Annotated in this window: 16 protein-coding genes; 6 read left to right on the top strand and 10 right to left on the bottom strand. The window is 69.2% G+C overall.

The features are described 5' to 3' along the window. Window positions 1-14 precede the first annotated feature (14 nt). The 8 genes from HWX55_RS10620 to HWX55_RS10585 form a co-directional block, all read right to left on the bottom strand. A complete protein-coding gene (locus tag HWX55_RS10620) occupies window positions 15-377 on the bottom strand; it encodes a DUF3022 domain-containing protein (protein WP_050015466.1) in 363 nt (120 codons plus the stop codon). A gap of 13 nt (window positions 378-390) precedes the next feature. Then, entirely contained in the window at window positions 391-1,179 is a 789-nt protein-coding gene (locus HWX55_RS10615; RefSeq protein WP_175975552.1) for a YhfC family glutamic-type intramembrane protease, read from the bottom strand. 55 nt (window positions 1,180-1,234) lie between these two features. Beyond that, entirely contained in the window at window positions 1,235-2,278 is a 1,044-nt protein-coding gene (locus tag HWX55_RS10610) for a LacI family DNA-binding transcriptional regulator (RefSeq protein WP_175975551.1), read from the bottom strand. A gap of 318 nt (window positions 2,279-2,596) precedes the next feature. Further along, window positions 2,597-3,562 (bottom strand): D-glycerate dehydrogenase, encoded by a 966-nt coding sequence (locus HWX55_RS10605; protein WP_175975550.1) that lies wholly within the window; start codon window positions 3,560-3,562, stop codon window positions 2,597-2,599. A gap of 4 nt (window positions 3,563-3,566) precedes the next feature. Next, complete coding sequence (locus HWX55_RS10600) at window positions 3,567-4,847, bottom strand: MFS transporter (protein ID WP_050015472.1); 1,281 nt, start codon at window positions 4,845-4,847, stop codon at window positions 3,567-3,569. A 112-nt stretch (window positions 4,848-4,959) separates the two neighbouring features. Next, on the bottom strand, window positions 4,960-5,952 hold the full coding sequence (locus tag HWX55_RS10595; RefSeq protein ID WP_175975549.1) for a sugar kinase: 993 nt from the start codon (window positions 5,950-5,952) through the stop codon (window positions 4,960-4,962). 27 nt (window positions 5,953-5,979) lie between these two features. Next, window positions 5,980-6,744, bottom strand: coding sequence for a TIM barrel protein (locus HWX55_RS10590; RefSeq protein ID WP_175975548.1), 765 nt, complete (start codon window positions 6,742-6,744; stop codon window positions 5,980-5,982). A gap of 162 nt (window positions 6,745-6,906) precedes the next feature. Then, window positions 6,907-7,800, bottom strand: a complete 894-nt coding sequence (locus HWX55_RS10585) for a LysR family transcriptional regulator (RefSeq protein WP_175975547.1) — start codon at window positions 7,798-7,800, stop codon at window positions 6,907-6,909. 112 nt (window positions 7,801-7,912) lie between these two features. Here HWX55_RS10585 and HWX55_RS10580 point away from each other — a divergent pair, with 112 nt between their 5' ends. Further along, on the top strand, window positions 7,913-8,989 hold the full coding sequence (locus tag HWX55_RS10580) for a YeiH family protein (protein ID WP_175975546.1): 1,077 nt from the start codon (window positions 7,913-7,915) through the stop codon (window positions 8,987-8,989). Between the two features lie 115 nt (window positions 8,990-9,104). Then, the gene (locus tag HWX55_RS10575; RefSeq protein ID WP_208458711.1) at window positions 9,105-10,838 is read left to right on the top strand and encodes a ClcB-like voltage-gated chloride channel protein; all 1,734 of its coding nucleotides are present in this window, start codon (window positions 9,105-9,107) and stop codon (window positions 10,836-10,838) included. Window positions 10,839-10,866: 28 nt separating this feature from the next. Here the strand turns inward: HWX55_RS10575 and HWX55_RS10570 are convergent, their stop codons facing one another. Then, window positions 10,867-11,487, bottom strand: a complete 621-nt coding sequence (locus HWX55_RS10570) for a TetR/AcrR family transcriptional regulator (RefSeq protein ID WP_175975544.1) — start codon at window positions 11,485-11,487, stop codon at window positions 10,867-10,869. 189 nt (window positions 11,488-11,676) lie between these two features. Here HWX55_RS10570 and HWX55_RS10565 point away from each other — a divergent pair, with 189 nt between their 5' ends. The 4 genes from HWX55_RS10565 to HWX55_RS10550 all read left to right on the top strand — a co-directional run bounded on the left by HWX55_RS10565 (window position 11,677) and on the right by HWX55_RS10550 (window position 18,656). Then, on the top strand, window positions 11,677-12,786 hold the full coding sequence (locus HWX55_RS10565) for an efflux RND transporter periplasmic adaptor subunit (RefSeq protein ID WP_175975543.1): 1,110 nt from the start codon (window positions 11,677-11,679) through the stop codon (window positions 12,784-12,786). After that, entirely contained in the window at window positions 12,783-15,929 is a 3,147-nt protein-coding gene (locus HWX55_RS10560; protein WP_175975542.1) for an efflux RND transporter permease subunit, read from the top strand. The genes HWX55_RS10565 and HWX55_RS10560 overlap by 4 nt, the downstream gene beginning before the upstream one ends. Window positions 15,930-15,931: 2 nt before the next feature. After that, window positions 15,932-17,497 (top strand): efflux transporter outer membrane subunit, encoded by a 1,566-nt coding sequence (locus tag HWX55_RS10555; protein WP_124652714.1) that lies wholly within the window; start codon window positions 15,932-15,934, stop codon window positions 17,495-17,497. A 130-nt stretch (window positions 17,498-17,627) separates the two neighbouring features. Next, window positions 17,628-18,656 (top strand): MerR family transcriptional regulator, encoded by a 1,029-nt coding sequence (locus HWX55_RS10550; RefSeq protein ID WP_175975541.1) that lies wholly within the window; start codon window positions 17,628-17,630, stop codon window positions 18,654-18,656. A 93-nt stretch (window positions 18,657-18,749) separates the two neighbouring features. On the opposite strand, the gene HWX55_RS10545 is transcribed toward HWX55_RS10550, so the two are convergent. Further along, a complete protein-coding gene (locus HWX55_RS10545; RefSeq protein WP_175975540.1) occupies window positions 18,750-19,274 on the bottom strand; it encodes a DUF4124 domain-containing protein in 525 nt (174 codons plus the stop codon). Window positions 19,275-19,294: the final 20 nt, after the last annotated feature.

The raw sequence follows: 19,294 nt of genomic DNA, 5'->3' as shown, positions 1-19,294 counted from the left end.
GCCGGCGCCACCGCTCACGCAAAGTCTTCGTCGAGCTCGAGTTCCGCGTCGCGCTCGACCGCCTCGCCGGCCGCGTGCCGTTCTTCGAGCGACCCGAGCATCGCTTCCGTATACGCATGCAGCACCGCATGGCTGCGCGCGCGCTGCATCGGCTTGAGCGCCAGGTAGCGCGCGAGCGCGGCCGGCACGATCCGGATGTCGAGCGTCATCCGCTTCGGCGTCGCGCCGAACCGCATCGCCAGCCAGTGCACGGACAGGAAGCGCCCGCGCGCGTCGCTGCTTTCGGCGAAGCGCGTCTGCTCCGGAAACAGATCGCAGATCACGCGCGCGAGCGCGTCGAATTCCGCGCTCTGGCATTCGATCAGGTAGTCGTCCATTCCGTCTCTCCCGTCAGGCCGCCGCACGCGACGACCGGCACGTCTTCACCAGCACGACCACCAGCACCGCGGCCAGCACGAAATACGCGGCCTCGACCCACGCGGCCGGCAGCACGCGCACCTGGTACAGCAGCGTCGGCGTCGCCGCGAACGCATGCAGCACGATCGCGAGCGGCAACACGGCGATTCGGCCGGCCCGCACGCCGCGCCACACCAGCACCGACAGCGCCAGTTGCACCGCGAATGCCGCGCAGCGTTCGAGCAGCAACAGCAGGATCGACTGGGCCGACAGCGTCGCGAGCATCATGTGCAGCCGCACCACGGTGTCCACCGGCAGGTCGGCCAGCTGCGTCTCGAGCTGGCCGCGGCTCGCGAGCCACGCGAGATACGACCACTGGCCCCACACGAGCACGCCGACGAACCACGCTTCGGCGCCGCCGTGGCCGATCCCGTAGCCAATCCCGCGACCGTCGCCGGCCGATGCGCCGTAGCGGCGGTTCAGAAAACGCATCCCGAGATAGCGGCCGACTTCCTCGAATACGGCGGTCGCGAGCGCGCCGTACGCGACGAATGCGAGCGGCTGCGTCAGCCAACCGTCCTCGGGCGTGTGGCTCAGCACGAGCCCGTGGAACGCGCGCTCGAGAATCATCGCGAACAACGTGAAGACGGCGACGCCGACGATCGTGTCGCGGCGGTTGAGCGCAAGCGGCTTGCGCAGGATGCGGTAAAGGACGAGCGGCAGCAGCGCGATGATCAGCGTGGCGGCGATCAGCGCCGCCAGCGTGACGGGAGCGACAGTCATGTATTTCCTTGGTTCGGGGCAGCGCACCTGACGCGCCGCGTGCCCCGAATGATACTCAGCTTGCGGTCGACGCGCGCGCGATCAGCTCGCCGGGCAGCATCGCGACGCGCACGTCGCCCGCCGCGCCGTCGATCCGCTCGTGCACGAATTCGACGGCCTTGTAGCCGATTTCATAGGTCGGCTGACGGATCGTCGTGATGCCGATCAGCTCGGCCCATTCCGGATCGTCGATCGACAGCAGCGCCGCCTGCTGCTGCCACGCGGCGCCGAAGCGCGCGCGCAGATGGCGCGCGATCGCCAGCGCGACCGGCGCATTCGCGGCGAACAGCGCGGCGCGCACGCCGCGCCGCGCCGCATCGTCGAGGCGGGCATCGACGTCGGCGAGCGCCGCCGCGGCCGCGTCGGGTTCGTTCAGGTCGAGCACGACCGTCGGCGGCACCGGCAGCCCGCGCGCCGCCAGTGCCGCGCGGAACGCGGTCTCGCGCACGCGCCGCGAGCTGACGCGCTCGAACGGCTGCACGACGAAATGGATCGCGTCGAAGCCGTGTTCGACCAGGTGCGCGAGCGCCGTCTCGATCGCGTCGGTATTGTCGAGGCCGATCAGGTCGGCCTCGAAGCCCTCGACCGTGCGGTCGACCAGCACGGCCGGAATGCCCGCGCCGCGCAGCGGGCGCAGCACGTCTTCGTCGGCGCCGAGCGCGTTGACGATCAGCCCTTCGACGCGGTAGGTCGTGAGCAGCTGCAGGAAGCGGCGCTCCATCTCGACTTCGTTCGCCGCGTGACAGATGAGCGGCATGTAGCCGAGCGCATGGCACGCGGCCTCGACGCCCTGCAGCACTTCGACGGTATAAGGATTGGTCAGGTCGGCCGCGAGCATGCCGAGCAGCCGGTTGCGGCCGCGCTTGAGCCCGCGCGCCATCTGGTTCGGCCGGTAGTTGAGCCGCGCGATGGCCGCCTCGATCCGCTGGCGCAGATCGACGGACAGCACATGCGTCTCGCCGTTCAGATAGCGCGAAACGCTGGTCTTGCCCGTGCCGGCCTCGCGCGCGACGTCGCTGATCGTCGCCGGACGCGTCGTGGAAGGTTGCGAATCGGTCACTGTCGTGCCTCGCGACGTACGATCCGCGCCGCTTCGTGAGCAGACGGACCATTGTTGTTGGAAACGTAAGCCAACCGGCGGCCTCCCCTGTCGTGGCGCGTGGGCGCCTGCGCTGGCCCGGTGCGCTGTCGAGCCGCGCCCGCCAGCAGCGTGCTACGGCAGTCGGCCGCACCGGACCTGGCGCGGATGCCCATCGCGCGACACCGCCGGCCGCGTGGCCGGCCGTCGATACGACGAGCGCGGGCGATCATAACGCAGCCAGCCCTCTCGCACCAAGATCATCGACTCTAATGGCGCCGGGCGGTTATCGCCGGCGGCTCAGGCGTGCGCCAGCGCATCCGGATTGACGAGATTCGTGCGCAGCGTGCCGGCCAGCGCGCCGACCAGGTTCTCCGCGGCGCAACGCGCCATCGCATCGCGCGTCTCGTGCGTCGCCGAGCCGATATGCGGCAGCGCGACGACGTTCTTCATCTGCAGCAGCGGCGAATCCGCCGGCAGCGGCTCCTTCTCGAATACGTCGAGCCCCGCGCCGCGGATCGTCCCCGCGCGCAGCGCATCGACCAGCGCGGCTTCGTCGACGACCGGCCCGCGCGACGCGTTGATCAGGATCGCGCCGCGCTTCATCTTCGCGAATTCGGGCGCGCCGATCAGGTGGCGCGTGTCGGGCGACAGCGGCACCTGCAGGCACACGAAATCCGACTGCGCGAGCAGCTCGTCGAGCGTCACGCGCCGCGCGCCGTACTGCGTCTCGGCCTCCGCATGCGCGGACCGGTTCGCGTACAGCACCTGCATCCGGAAGCCGAGCGCCGCGCGGCGCGCGACCGCGCCGCCGATCCGCCCGAGCCCGACGATGCCGAGCGTCTTGCCCTGCACGTCGGTGCCGTACAGGTCCGGGCCGATGCTGCGATGCCAGTGGCCGGCCTTCACCCACTCGGCCAGTTCGACCACGCGCCGGGCGGAGGCCAGGATCAGCGAAAACACCGTATCGGCCGTCGACTCGGTCAGCACGTCCGGCGTATGCGCGAGCACGATGCCGCGTCGCGTGAGATCGGCGACGTCGAAGTTGTCGTAGCCGACCGAGATCGTCGACCACGCCTTCAGCCGCGGCGCGCCATCGAGCATCTGCGGCGTGACCTTCAGGCTCGCGCCGATCGCGCCGTCCGCGTCGCCGAGCGCGGCGGCGAGCGCGTCGGCGCCGTCGGCCTGCACGACGTCCGCATGCTCGCGCAGGTAGGCGAGAACGTCATCGGGCAGCGGCTTGTACGCGACGATACGGGGCTTCATCGTTTCATTTTCCTTGCAGCGGCGCGGCGAGCGGATGCGCATCGCGCGCCTGGGGTTTGACGGACAGCGTGAGGATCACCGCGGCGACGAGCGCGGCGCTCATGAATGCGTACGACGCGACGGGCGACCCGGTCGCGCCGTTCAGGTAGCCGACGAAATACGAGCCGACGAACGAACCGAGCGCGCCCATGCTGTTGATCAGCGCCATCGCGCCGCCGGCGACGTTCCTCGGCAGCAGTTCCGGCACGATCGCGAAGAACGGGCCGTACGGCGCATACATCGCGGCGCCCGCGACGACCAGCAGCGCATACGAGATCCAGAAATGCGACGAGCCGAGCGCGTACGACGCGGCGAACGCGGCCGCGCCGACCAGCAGGAACGGCCACACGAAACCGCGACGCGAACCGACCTTGTCGGACGCCCACGACGCGGCGAGCATCGCGATCGTCGCCGCGAGGTACGGCAGCGCGGACAGCCAGCCGGTCGCGACCATCCCGAGGTCGGAGCCGTTCTTCACGATCGACGGCAGCCACAGCACGAAGCCGTACACGCCGATGCTCCAGCAGAAATACTGCGCGCACAGCTTGATCACGGCCGGCGAGCGGAACGCCTCGCCATAGTTGCGCACCGGCTTGATCGCCGCCTGCTCGGCCGCGAGCGCGGCGTCGAGGTCGCGCTTTTCCTGGGCGCTGAGCCACGGCGAATCGGCCGGCTTGTCCTGCACGAGCACCCACCAGCACACGGCCCAGATGATGGCCGGCACGCCTTCGGCGATGAACATGTGGCGCCAGCCGAATTCATGCACGAGATAACCGGACACGATCGACATCCACAGCACGGTGACCGGGTTGCCGAGGATCAGGAACGTGTTCGCGCGCGAGCGCTCGTTCTTCGTGAACCAGTTGCTGATGTAGATCAGCATCGCCGGCATCACGGCCGCCTCGACGATGCCGAGCACGAAGCGGATCGCCATCAGCGACGGAATGTTGCTGACCACGCCGGTCAGCGCCGCGCAGCCGCCCCACAGCACGAGGCTGACGAACACGAGCTTCTTCACGCTGCGGCGTTCCGCGTAGATCGCGCCGGGGATCTGGAAGAAGAAATAGCCGAGGAAGAACAGCGCGCCGATCAGCGACGACAGGCCCTTGCTGATGCCGAGATCCTGGTTGATGCCGGCTGCGGCCGCGAACCCGTAGTTCGCGCGATCGAGGTAGGCGAGGCTGTACGTGATGAAGACGATCGGCATGATCGTCCACCAGCGTCGAGCTGCGAGATTGGCTGCCATCAGAGTGTCTCCTGAGTAGACCGGCATCGGCGCATCGTTGCGTCGTCCGGTCTCATGCAAAACCGTGCATGAAGCACGAAATGGATCCGCGGATTGTGCCGTGTCCGGCCTCTCATTGCGCGGTGACGGTTTCCTCTAAGCGATCGGCGCGATTGCTGACCTTTTCGAGCCGGTCGAGCGCGTCGCGCGTCGGCAACCCTTCCGAATCGCCGATCACCTGGATCGCGAGCGCACCGATCCGGTTGCCGCGCGCGACCGCCTGCTCGACGCTGCGCCCTTCGAGCAGCGCGCTGACCACGCCGACCGCGAAGCCGTCGCCGGCGCCGACCGTATCGACGACCTTGTCAACGCGCTCGCCGGCGACCGTGCCTTCGCGGCCGTCGGCCGTGCGGAAATACGCGCCTTGCTCGCCGAGCTTGATCACGACGCCGCGCGCGCCCTGCGCGAGATAGAAGCCCGCGATGTCGGCCGGCGTGTCGTGCCCGGTGAGCTGCCGCCCTTCGGCGAGGCCCGGCAGCACCCAGTCGGCGAGCGTCGCGAGCGCATTCAGCGTCTTCGCCATCACGTCGGCGGACGGCCACAGCGTCGGGCGCAGGTTCGGGTCGAACGAGATCGTCTTGCCGGCGGCCCGCATCTCGCGCGCGAGCCGGAACGCGAGTTCGCACGACGTCGCCGAGATCGCCGGCGCGACGCCGGTCAGGTGCAGGTGGCGCGCGCCGAGCACGTAATCGGCCACGTAGTCGTCGCACGACAGGTGGCTCGCCGCCGAACCCTTGCGGAAATATTCGACGGTCGGGTCGCTGCCGTCGTCGTTGCGCGACTTCAGCTGGAAACCGGTCGGGTAGCGCGGGTCGACGGTCACGCACGACGCGTCGATGCCCTCGCGCGCCAGCGTGTCGAGCACGTAGCGGCCGAACGAATCGCTACCGACCCGGCTCATCCAGCCGACCCGGAAGCCGAGCCGCGACAGCCCGATCGCGACATTGAGATCGGCGCCGGCGATCCGCTTCGCGAATTGACCGGCGTGCGCGAGGTGGCCGGGCTCCGTCGCGACGAACATCGCCATCGCTTCGCCATAGGTCACGACATCGAGTGCTGCTTTCATGACTGAACTCCTCAGGATCCTTCCGGGTCACGCGGTTGCAAGCCACGCGACGCGCCGGCACGCATCGCCGGCCAGGTCGGCCGCGTCGAACGGAAACTCGATGCCGCGCGGCGCATGCTGCGGCAGCGCCGCGAGCACGCCGGTCACGAGCGGATCGTTCGGCGCCGGCGCGACGGCGAACCGGCGCGCGCCCTCGCCTTCGGTGGCCTTGCAATGAATGTATTCCACATGCGGCGCGAGCACCTGTGCGCAGTCGAGCGGCGCTTCGCCGCGCCACTGCCAGTTGCCGATGTCGAACGTCATGCCGAGCGCATCGCGCATGCCGGCATCGGCGAGCGCATCGAACAGCCCACGGAACTGCGCGAACGCGCCGCCGACCTCGAGCTGGCCGTTCTCGACCACCACGCGGGCCTGCGCGCCGCGCGACAGCGCGACGATTTCGGCCGCATGCGCGTCGCCGGCGAAGCCGCCGAGCTGGAATTTCACGAAGCGTGCGCCGAGCGCATCGGCTTGCGCGAGCCCGTCGCGCAGTGCGTCGACGTCGAGCGCGCCCGTTTCCGTATACAGCGAGTCCGGCGTCGAATAGACCGACCACAGCCCGTGGCCGGCGATCTGCGCACCGAGCGCGGCCAGCGCGCCGGGCGCCGTGTCGTCGTCCGACGCGAACAGTTCGCGCCGCACCTCGAAGCCGGCCGCGCCGGATGCCGCCACGGTCGCGATGAATGCACTGTGGCCCTCCTGGCGCACCCGGTCCATCCCGAATGCGCTCGCCACGATCACGATGTCTGCCATGTTGCCCTTTTTCACCGGAATGGAACCGGTTCCATTTGCTTGAGACGGATGGTGCGCTTCGCCTCGGACGCACGCCATAGAGGAAATCCCTAACGCTCCGTTATCGCACGAATGCGCGTCGCGCCCGCGTGCAACGCATGTTCCCGGCGCGGCTTCGGTCGACTACGCGAGGCGCTGCGCGAGACTCATTTCGAGGAATTGCGCGGCGACCCGCGACGGCGCGCCGCCATGCGGGACGAGAATGGAGAAATGCCGCGTGAGCGGCGCGGGCGCCAGCGAGCGCAGCACGAGCGCCGCATCGTCGTGACGCAGTGACATCGCGGACACGAACCCGACGCCCATCCCCGCCCGCACGGCCTCCTTCACGGCCTCGACCCCGGCGATCTCGAACGCGACGCGCATCGGCGCGCCGCCATGCGCGAACGCGCGCTCGACGAGCTGCCGCACGGCGGAGCCCGCCTCGCGCAGCACCAGCGGATGCGCGGCGAGCGCGTCGAGCGTCACGCCCGCGTCGTAGCCGGGCGCCGCGAGCGGATGGCCGGCCGGCACGATCGCGACGATCTCGTCCTCGTGCCACGCATGCACGGCCGTCCCCGGCGGCAGCGCCTCGCCCGGCGGCCCTTCGATCAGCGCGAGGTCGAGCGACGGCAGCGCCGCGACCACGTCGGCCGTGTTGCCGCTCATCGTCTGGATCGCCACGCGCGGCGCGCGCGGCTGGAACGCCGCGATCAGGTACGGCAGCAGGTAGCTCGCGGGCGTCGTGCTCGCGCCGATGCGCAGCGTGCCGGCTTCCAGCCCGCGCACCGCGTCGCGAAACGCACGCGCCTGCGCGAACGTGTCGCGCTGCGCGTTCGCGTACTGCGCGAGCTGTTCGCCAACCGGTGTCAGGCGGATGCCGCGGCCATCGCGCTGGTACAGCGGCTCGCCGAACTCGTCCTGCAGCAGCCGCAACTGGCCCGACACGGCCGGCTGCGACAGATGCAGCGCCACGGCGGCGCGGCTGATGTTCAGATGCTCGGCGACGGCGGCGAACGTTATCAGTTGATCCGGGGTCATGGGGATGAATTATCGGCTTTCCGGATAGTTTATGTCACAAATCACAATTTTTCATATCGATATAACGAAATTAGGATTACACCATCGCCACACGCTCCATCACGGTGCTTCCATGTCCACTGCTCCGACTTCCCCTCTCAGCCACGCCGCGCCGTCGATGCGCGGTCAGTTGAACGGCGTGCTGTTCGTCGCGCTGTTCGCCGCCGCCGTCACGAGCCTGTCCGAGCTTCCCGCGATCGCGGGGCTCGGCCTGTCGCCGCTGATCGTCGGCATCGTCGCCGGCGCGCTGTACGGCAACGCGCTGCACGACGGCATGCCGGCCAGCTGGGCGGCCGGCGTCAATTTCTCCGCCCGCAAGCTGCTGCGCATCGCGGTCGCGTTCTTCGGCTTGCGCGTGAGCCTGCAGGAAATCGCGCAGGTCGGGCTGCCGGGCCTCGCGGTATCGGTGCTGGTCGTCGTCAGCACGCTCGTGATCGGCACCTGGGTCGGCATGAAGCTGATGAAGCTCGACCGCGACGCCGCGCTGCTGACCGCCGCCGGCAGCGCGATCTGCGGCGCGGCCGCCGTGCTCGCGTTCGAATCGACGCTGCAATCGAAGCCGCATCAGAGCGCGATGGCCGTGGGCAGCGTCGTGCTGTTCGGCACGCTGTCGATGTTCCTGTATCCGCTCGCCTATCACGCCGGGCTGCTGAACCTCGATCCGGCCGGCCTCGGCCTGTTCTTCGGCGGCACGATCCACGAAGTCGCGCAGGTGGTCGGCGCGGCGAGCGACATCAGCCCGCAGGTCGTGCACGTCGCGACGATCGTGAAGATGACGCGCGTGATGCTGCTGGTGCCGGTGCTGCTGGCCCTCGGCTGGTGGCTCGCCCGTTCGGCGCGCTCGGCGCACGACGCGGCCGGCGGCACGCACGGCAAGCGCAAGGTGGCGGTGCCGTGGTTCGCGCTCGGTTTCCTCGGCTTCGTGATCGTCAATTCGCTGAACGTGCTGCCCGCGGACGTCACGCATACGCTGAACGTGCTCGACACCTTCGCGCTGACGATGGCCATGACCGCACTCGGCATCGAGACGCGCGTCGCACAGATCCGCGCGGCCGGCCCGCGCGCGCTGATGACCGGCCTGATCCTGTACGTGTGGCTGATCGCCGGCGGCTACGCGATCACCTGGGCCGTGCAGCATTGGCTTGGTTGAGCCGCACGTCCGCGACGGCTCGCGCGCCGCGCCCTACGGGAAGCCCGACGGGGAAGTCCCGCGGGCGCGGCGCAGTGCTATGCTTCGCGTCGTTTTCCATCGCCCCCTTTCAGCCGTGCTCTCGTTCCTGCTGAAGCTGCGCACTCGCGCGCGAACGCTGCTCCGCCTGTCGGACGCCCATACGATGCTGATCTGGTCGGCCATCGTCGGCGTCGGCGGCGCCTTTGCCACGATGGCGTTCCGCGAAGGCATCGACCTGATGCAGCGCCTGATCTCGGGGCACAGCGGCAGCTTCGTGCAGATGGCGAAGAGCCTGCCGTGGTACGTGCGATTCTGGATGCCGGCCGCGGGCGGCTTCCTCGCCGGCTGCGTGCTGCTGCTCGCGACGCGCGGCGACAAGGCGGCCGCCAAGACCGACTACATGGAATCGGTCGCGCTCGGCAACGGCGTCGTGCCGGTGCGGCAGAGCCTGTGGCGCAGCGTGTCGTCGCTGCTGACGATCGGCAGCGGCGGCTCGATCGGCCGCGAAGGCCCGATGGTGCAGCTCGCGGCGCTCGCCGCGTCGCTCGTCGGCCGCTTCGCGCACTTCGACCCGCCGCGCCTGCGCCTGCTGGTCGCATGCGGGGCCGCGGCCGGCATCACGTCCGCGTACAACGCGCCGATCGCCGGCGCGTTCTTCGTGTCGGAGATCGTGCTCGGCACGATCGCGATGGAGAGCTTCGGGCCGATGGTCGTCGCGTCGGTCGTCGCGAACATCGTGATGCGCGAATTCGCCGGCTACCGGCCGCCGTACGAGATGCCGGTGTTTCCGGCCGTGACGGGCGCCGAGGTGCTGCCGTTCGTCGTGCTCGGCGCGCTGTGCGGCGTGCTCGCGCCGCAGTTCCTGCATCTGCTCGACGCGTCGAAGACGCAGTTCAAGCGGCTGCCGGTGCCGTTGCCCGTGCGGCTGGCGCTCGGCGGCCTCGTGGTCGGCGTGATCTCGGTATGGATTCCGGACGTGTGGGGCAACGGCTACAGCGTCGTGAACCACATCCTCCATTCGCCGTGGACCTGGCAGGCGCTCGTCGCGGTCCTCGTGTTCAAGGTGATCGCGACCGCCGCGACGGCCGGCTCGGGCGCGATCGGCGGCGTGTTCACGCCGACGCTGTTCGTCGGCGCGGTGTTCGGCTCGCTGTTCGGGCTCGCGATGGACGCGCTGTGGCCGGGCCATACGTCCGCGTATTTCGCGTACGCGATCGTCGGGATGGGCGCGTTCATGGCGGGCGCCACGCAGGCGCCGCTGATGGCGATCCTGATGATCTTCGAGATGACGCTGAGTTATCAGGTCGTGCTGCCGCTGCTGGTGTCGTGCGTGTTCGCGTATTTCGTCGCGCGCGCGACGGGCACGACGTCGATGTACGACATCACGCAGCACCACTACCAGGACGCGCAGGAGCGGCAGCGGCTGCGCACCACGCAGATGCGCGCGCTGATCCAGCCCGCGCAGACGGTCGTGCCGCTCACCGCGAGCGTCGCCGACATGACGCGCGTGTTTCTCGAATATCCGGTGAAATATCTGTACGTGACCGACGACGCCGGGCGCTTTCGCGGGGCCGTCGCGCTGAAGGACATCACGTCCGACCTGCTCGACAAGCGCGACACGACCGACAAGACGGCCGCGCACTACGCGCATACGCCGTTTCCGCTGCTCACGCCCGACATGCCGCTCGCGACCGCGCTCGAGCGCTTCATGGCGTTCCAGGGCGAGCGGCTGCCGGTGATCGAGAGCGAAGCCGAGCCGACGCTCGCGGGCGTCGTCTACAAGACGTCGCTGCTCGACGCGTACCGGCGGATGACCGGCGAGCGCTGACGCGCATCGCCCGCGCCGCCTGCCGTGTTCAGTCCGGCGCGCGCCCCAGCACGACCCGCGCGAAGAACCCCGCCAGCACCGTTTCGGCCACGTCGGCCGACACGTGCTGCGGATCGGCCGTGTAGTACGACTGCACGCCGTCGCACAGGCACATCAGCCCGAACGCGAGCGTGTCGGCCGGCAGCAGCAGCGGCGTGCCCGAGCGCTCGGCGAAGCGCTCGATGAATTCGGCCATCTGCACGCGCTTGCCGTGCAGGAACTGGTTGAAGCGCATGCGGAACTTCGCGTCGCGCGCCGCCTGCAGCTTCGCCTCGCCCCACAGCAGCGAGTATTCGTCGTCGCGAAACAGCGTCCGGTAATACGCGAGCGCCATCGATTCCATCTGCTCGCGCGTGCCGCCGCCTTCGAAAATCGCCTCGAAGTCGGCCTGCACCTCCGCGTGATCGCGCTCCAGCAACTCCAGCAACAAATCGGACTTGCTGCGGAAATTCGAGTAGAACGCGCCACGCGTATAGCCGGCCGCCGCTGCGATGTCCTCGACGCTCGCGGCCACATAGCCTTTCTTCAGAAAAATGCGATGCGCGGCTTTCAGCAGACGCTCGCGCGTCTGGTCCCTGCTCTGCTCGCGAGTTAAGCGCTGTGGTTTCATGCCGCGCAGTCTAGCATCTCTTCCCTTTCGGATTCATCTTTGCATTCAGATACAGGTGTGTATTAGAATCCGCCACAGTTTCCGAAGATGTCGTTCGTCTGTCCGTGTGCGCCGATGCCGGCGCCGCTCTGGGGCAAGCGCCCGCCGCGCTTGCCGGCCTCGTTCCGCTCCACCTCACCTGGGGGTTTCGTGAATCGCTCCGGTTCCCGCGCCGCGCTGCTGATCGGCGCCGCGCTCGTCCTTGCCGCCTGTCATCCGAAAGAATCCGCGCCGCCCGCCCCGCGCCCCGTCGTCGCGCTGCCCGCGCGGGCCGACACCGTCGCGGCCGCGCGCACGCTGCCCGGCGACATCCAGCCGCGCTATGCCACCCCGCTGTCGTTCCGCCTCGCCGGCAAGATCATCGAGCGCCGGGTGCGGCTCGGCGATACGGTGAAGGTCGGCCAGGTCGTCGCGCTGCTCGATCCGTCCGACGTCGAGAAGAACGCGGCGAGCGCGCAGGCGCAATTCGATGCCGCGTCGCACAGCCTCGCGTTCGCGAAACAGCAGCTCGACCGCGATCGCGCGCAGGCCCGCGAAAACCTGATCGCGACCGCGCAGCTCGAGCAGACGCAGAACAGCTACGCGTCGGCGCTCGCGCAGCGCGACCAGGCGCAGCAGCAGCTCGCGCTCGCGAAGAACCAGCTCCGCTACGCGACGCTCGTCGCCGACCATGCGGGCACCATCACGGCCGAACAGGCCGACACCGGCCAGAACGTGTCGGCCGGCCAGCCGGTCTACCAGCTCGCGTGGTCGGGCGACGTCGACGTCGTCAGCGACGTGCCCGAGGCCGCGCTCGCGTCGCTCGCGCCCGGTCATGCGGCGACCGTCACGCTGCCGTCGCTGCCGGGCCGCCAGTTCGCCGCGAAGGTGCGCGAAATCGCGCCGGCCGCCGATCCGCAAAGCCGTACCTACCGCGTGAAGCTCACGCTCGGCGCGCCCGATCCGGCGATCCGGCTCGGGATGACCGCGGACGTCGCGTTCGACGGCGCGCCGGCCGCCGGCGACGCGCGGCCGATCACGCTGCCCGCGACCGCGCTGTTCCACGACGGCGCGCAACCGGCCGTGTGGGTCGTGCGCACCAAGGACGACACGCTCGAACTGCGCCGCGTCGACGTCGCGCGCTTCAACGAGCGCACGGTCACCGTGTCGCACGGGCTGCAGCCGGGCGAGCGCGTCGTGCTGCAGGGCGTGCATACGGTCAGCGCGGGCGAGAAGGTGCGCGCGATCGCGCCGCTGCATCCGGAGGACTTCGCATCGTGAGCGTCTCCCACGAAGAAGGCCGCTTCAACCTGTCCGCATGGGCGCTGCGCCACCAGGCGCTGGTCGTCTACCTGATCGCGCTCGCGACGCTCGCGGGCATCCTCGCTTACACGCGGCTCGCGCAATCCGAAGACCCGCCGTTCACGTTCCGCGTGATGGTGATCCGCACCTTCTGGCCCGGCGCGAGCGCGCGGCAGGTGCAGGAACAGGTGACCGACCGGATCGGCCGCAAGCTGCAGGAAACGCCGGCCATCGACTTCCTGCGCAGCTATTCGCGCCCCGGCGAATCGCTGATTTTCTTCACGATGAAGGATTCGGCGCCCGTGAAGGACGTGCCCGAAACCTGGTACCAGATCCGCAAGAAAGTGGGCGACATCGGCTATACGCTGCCGCCCGGCGTGCAGGGCCCGTTCTTCAACGACGAATTCGGCGACGTCTACACCAACATCTGGACGCTCGAGGGCGACGGCTTCACGCCCGCGCAGCTGCACGACTACGCGGACCAGTTGCGCACCGTGCTGCTGCGCGTGCCGGGCGTCGGCAAGGTCGACTATTTCGGCGACCCCGACCAGCGGATCTTCATCGAGGTCAACAACGCGCAGCTCACGCGCCTCGGCATCTCGCCGCAGCAGCTCGGGCAGGCGATCAACGCGCAGAACGACATCTCGTCGACCGGCGTGCTGACGACCGCCGACGATCGCGTGTTCGTGCGGCCGAGCGGCCAGTTCGACAACGTCGACGCGATCGCGAATACGCTGATCCGCATCAACGGCCGCACGTTCCGGCTCGGCGATCTCGCGACCGTGAAACGCGGGTACGACGATCCGCAAGTCACGCAGATGCGGACTAACGGCAAAGCCGTGCTCGGCATCGGCGTGACGATGCAGCCGGGCGGTGACGTGATCCGGCTCGGCAAGGCGCTCGACGCCGAATCGAAGGCGCTGCAGGCGCAACTGCCGGCCGGACTGAAGCTGACCGAGGTGTCGAGCATGCCGCACGCGGTCTCGCATTCGGTCGACGACTTCCTCGAAGCCGTCGCCGAAGCGGTCGCGATCGTGCTGGTCGTGAGCCTCGTGTCGCTCGGGCTGCGCACCGGGATGGTCGTCGTGATCTCGATTCCGGTCGTGCTCGCGGTCACCGCGCTGTTCATGTACCTGTTCGACATCGGGCTGCACAAGGTCTCGCTCGGCACGCTCGTGCTCGCGCTCGGGCTGCTCGTCGACGACGCGATCATCGCGGTCGAGATGATGGCCGTGAAGCTCGAACAGGGCTACAGCCGCGCGCGCGCCGCCGCGTTCGCGTACACCAGCACCGCGTTCCCGATGCTGACCGGCACGCTGGTCACGGTGTCGGGCTTCCTGCCGATCGCGCTCGCGAAATCGAGCACCGGCGAATACACGCGCTCGATCTTCGAGGTGTCGGCGATCGCGCTGATCGCGTCGTGGTTCGCGGCCGTCGTGCTGATCCCGCTGCTGGGCTTCCACATGCTGCCCGAGCGCAAGCGGCACGCGCACGAGGCGCACCTGCCCGACGATCACGAGCACGACATCTACGACACCCGCTTCTACCGGCGGCTGCGCGGCTGGATCGACTGGTGCATCGAGCGGCGCTTCGTCGTGCTGCTGATCACGGGCGTGCTGTTCGTCGTCGCGATGATGGGCTTCTCGCTCGTGCCGCAGCAGTTCTTCCCGAGTTCCGACCGGCCCGAGCTGCTGGTCGACCTGCGGCTGCCCGAAGGCGCGTCGTTCGCGGCGACGCTGCGCGAGACGGAGCGCCTCGAGAAAGCGATCGACAAACGGCCCGAGATCGACCATGCGGTGAACTTCGTCGGCAGCGGCGCGCCGCGCTTCTATTTGCCGCTCGACCAGCAGTTGCAACTGCCGAACTTCGCGCAGTTCGTGATCACCGCGAAATCGGTCGAGGATCGCGAGAAGCTCGCGACCTGGCTCGAAACTACGCTGCGCGACAAATTTCCTGCCGTGCGCTGGCGCCTGTCGCGGCTCGAGAACGGCCCGCCGGTCGGCTATCCGGTGCAGTTCCGCGTGAGCGGCGACAGCATCGCGACGGTCCGCTCGATCGCCGAGAAGGTCGCGGCGACGATGCGCGGCGATGCGCGCACGGTCAACGTGCAGTTCGACTGGGACGAGCCGGCCGAGCGCTCGGTGCGCTTCGAGCTCGACCAGAAGAAGGCGCGCGAGCTGAACGTCACGTCGCAGGACGTGTCGAGCTTCCTCGCGATGACGCTGTCCGGCACGACCGTCACGCAGTATCGCGAGCGCGACAAGCTGATCGCCGTCGACCTGCGCGCGCCGCGCGCCGACCGCGTCGATCCGGCGAAGCTCGCGGGCCTCGCGCTGCCGACGCCGAACGGCCCCGTGCCGCTCGGCTCGCTCGGCCGCTTCACGCCGACGCTCGAATACGGCGTCGTGTGGGAGCGCGACCGTCAGCCGACCATCACCGTGCAGTCGGACGTGCGCGCCGGCGCCCAGGGCATCGACGTCACGCATGCGGTCGACGCGAAGCTGAACGCGCTGCGCGCGCAACTGCCGGTCGGCTATCAGATCAACATCGGCGGCTCGGTCGAGGAAAGCGCGAAGGCGCAGACGTCGATCAACGCGCAGATGCCGCTGATGGCGATCGCCGTGTTCACGCTGCTGATGATCCAGCTGCAGAGCTTCTCGCGCGTGCTGATGGTCGTGCTGACCGCGCCGCTCGGGCTGATCGGCGTGGCCGCGACGCTGCTGCTGTTCGGCCAGCCGTTCGGCTTCGTCGCGATGCTCGGCGTGATCGCGATGTTCGGGATCATCATGCGCAATTCGGTGATCCTGGTCGACCAGATCGAGCAGGACATCGCGGCCGGCCACGGCCGCGTCGACGCGATCATCGGCGCGACCGTGCGGCGCTTCCGCCCGATCACGCTGACGGCCGCGGCCGCCGTGCTCGCGCTGATCCCGCTGCTGCGCTCGAACTTCTTCGGGCCGATGGCGACCGCGCTGATGGGCGGCATCACGAGCGCGACCGTGCTGACGCTGTTCTACCTGCCTGCGCTGTACGCGACGTGGTTCCGCGTGAAGCGCGACGAACGCGACCCGCAGGACGGCCCGCCGCCAGGCGGCACGCCTGCCGCGCCGTCGGGAGCCTGACCATGGATCGATCGATGACCCTGAAAAAGAAAGCCGTGCGGGTGCTCGCCGCGGCGAGCGTCGCCGGCCCGCTCGCGGGCTGCGCGTGGTTCGCGCCGAGCGGCGAGCCGCCCGCGATGCCGTCGCCCGCGCACTACGGCGCCGCGCCGCAAGTCCAGCAGACGGTGTCCGCGCAAGGCGTCGCGCAACAGTTCGAGGTCGGCGCGCAGCCGGTGCCGGACTGGTGGAAACAGTACCGTTCCGATGCGCTGAACGCGCTCGTCGACGAAGGGCTGCGCAACAGCCCGACGCTGAGCGCGGCGTCGCATTCGCTGGATGCGGCGCGCGAACAGTTGCGCGGGCAGATCGGCAGCTCGATGCTGCCGTCGATCGACGCGGTCGGCCAGGCCACGCGCCAGCGCGCGCTCGGCGTGCCGATTCCCGCGCTCGGCGCGCCGACGCTGCTGTACGACACGTTCGTCGGGCAACTGCAGGCGAGCTACACGGTCGACCTGTTCGGCGTGTCGCGCTTCGCGAACCGCGCGCTCGCGAAACGCGTCGACGTCAGCGCGTTCCAGCTCGAATCCGCGCGGCGCGCGCTGGCCGCGAACATCGTGACCGCGTCGATCACCGTGTCGGTGCTCAATGCGCAGATCGACACGACCGAGCGGCTCGTCGCGCTCGCGAACGACCAGGCGCACGACGCCGAGCGCCGCCATGCGCTCGGTTCGGCCTCGCGCAGCGACGCGCTGAACGCCCGGCAAAGCGCCGACACGTTCGCGGCAAGCCTGCCCGCGCTGCGCCAGCAGCGCGACTCGGCGCGCCACGCGCTCGCCGTGCTGGTCGGCCGTACGCCCGACCGGCCGCCGGCCGATCTCGCGCTCGCCGATCTGCATCTGCCCGAGCAGGTGCCCGTCGTCGTGCCGTCGGACCTGCTGCAAAGCCGCCCGGACATCCAGGCCGCCGACGCGGGGCTGAAGGCCGCCGCCGCCGAAGTGGGCCTCGCGACCGCGCAAATGTTTCCGCAACTGTCGCTGTCGGCGGCGATGGGCAAAGGCGGCTTCAGCTGGCCGGCGATGCTGTCGGGCGCCGGCGCGATCTGGAACGTCGGCGCGTCGCTGAGCCAGCCGATCTTCCACGGCGGCGCGCTGCTCGCGCAGCGCCGCGCGGCGAAGGCGACCTACGAGGCCGCGGTCGACCAGTACAAGCAGGCGGTGCTCGGCGCGTTCCAGAACGTCGCCGATTCGCTCGCGGCGCTCGAGCACGACGCGGAGGCGCTCGATGCGACGTCGCGCGCCGCGCTGTCCGCGCGTGGCGCGTACGACGACGCGGCCGCCCGCGTGCGGCTCGGTGCATTGCCGCCGTCGGCCGCGCGCGCGAGCGAGTTGCAGTACCGCAATGCGCGGCTCGACGAGATTCGCGCGACCGGCGCACGGTTCGCGGATACCGCGCGGCTTTACCAGGCGATGGGCACGCCGCCGGCCGACAACGGCGACACGTCCGGTAAAAGCGGCCACGCCGCCGGCGACGGCACGACCGGCACGCAAGCACGCGCCGCCGCGCCCGACCCCGCTCCTTCGGCGCAATAACCGCCATACCCCCCTCCGATCGAACGCGCGTGCGACTCCCCGCCACGCGCGTCCGATCGCCGATCTTCCGCTTGACCCTCACGTAGCGTAACGTTCGAGACTCCAGTGTGCGCACCGAACGGAGGAACGAATGCGGCTGAAAGTGGGAGACCTGGCGAAACGCAGCGGGCTGACCGTCCGCACGCTTCATCACTATCACGCAATCGGTCTGCTGACGCCTTCGGCGCGCGCCGACAACGGCTACCGGCTGTACGACCGCGACGACATCGCCCGGCTCCACCAGATCCAGGCCCTGCGTCGCTTCGGACTGTCGCTCGCCGAAATCGGCGATTACCTGAACCGGCCCGGCACGCCGCTCGTCGATCTCGTCGCGAAGCAGATCGCGTCGCTCGACCGCCAGCTCGCGCAAACCGCGCAGCTGCGCGAGCGGCTCGCGAGCCTGCATGCGCAGCTCGCGGCGGGCACCGAGCCGGAACTGGCCGATTGGCTCACCACACTGGAGTTGATGACCGTGTACGACAAATATTTCTCCGAGGAAGAACTCGCGCGCCTGCCGATGTACCAGAAGAGCCAGGCCGGCGACGCGGAATGGATCGCGCTCGTCGACGAGGTCCGTACGCTGCACGAGGCGGGCGTGCCCGCCGAGGACGAGCGCGTGCGTGCGCTTGCCGCGCGCTGGATGGCGCTACTGGTACGCGACACGAACAACGATCCGCGGCTGCTTGCGAAGCTGAACCTGATGCACGAGCAAGAACCGTCGATGCAGTCGAAGATCGGCATTTCGACCGCGTTACGCGACTATGTGCTGCGGGCCTCGTCGGAAACGAAGATGCGGCTGTTCGAGAAGTACCTCACGCCGGACGAGAGCCGCTTCATGCGCGCGCACTACCGCGAACGCGCGATGGAATGGCCGCAACTGATGGCCGACGTGCGCGACGCGATCGATGCGGGCACGCGGGCCGATTCGCCGCAAGGCCGCGCGCTCGCGCAGCGCTGGCTCGAGCTGTTCTGCAGTTACGCGGGCCACGATCCGGCCACGCACGCGAAATTCCGCCACGCGCTGATGAACGAGCCGGCGCTGACGAAGGATTCGTGGACCGACGACACGCTGCTCGGTTTCATGCGCGAGGCGATGGCGCAGTTGGCGCCGGCGCGCTGATCGCATGACGGGCGGGCGGCACGCGGATTTCCCGGGTGCCGCCCGTTTCACCATTGGCAGCCGGTATCTCACGCCCAACGGCCAGGCGCCCGTCTAGTCGTTGCGCATGCTGATCCCGCGCCAGCGCTTCATCATGTACCGCAGAAACGCGGGCTGCGCCTTCAAGTCCGCGTTCGGCACGGGCGCCGCGCCGCCGTCGATCAACTTGCCGTTGACCATGACGATCTCTTCGCCGCGCAGCACGTACTTCGTGCCCGCATCGATCAGGAAGTACTTGACCTGATCGGCGCTCACGTCGCCGCGGCAACCGATCTTGTATGCGAACAGGAACTGCTTGCGGCCGTTGCCGAGCAGGTCGCGCATTTCGATCGACTTCGGCACGACGTCGAGAATCACGTCGACCGGACATGCCTTCACGTAGTCGCGCACTGCCCAGTCGGGGCGGCCGTCGAGCGTCGCGGACACCTTGAGTTCGACGTCGTCGCCGGACGCGGTTCTGGCGAGCGTCACCGCGTGCGCGCCGGCCGCATCGGTCCACGTGTAATCGGCGGCGTGCGCCGGGCTGGCCAGCGCTGCGACTGTGAGCAACAGACAACGCGAAAGAACATGTCTTTTCATCGGAGATGGAGAGAGAGCCG

The sequence above is a fragment of the Burkholderia sp. BCC1047 genome, from assembly GCF_902833155.1.
GTDB classification, from domain to species: domain Bacteria; phylum Pseudomonadota; class Gammaproteobacteria; order Burkholderiales; family Burkholderiaceae; genus Burkholderia; species Burkholderia sola.
This window is presented reverse-complemented; position numbering and strand designations above follow the sequence as displayed.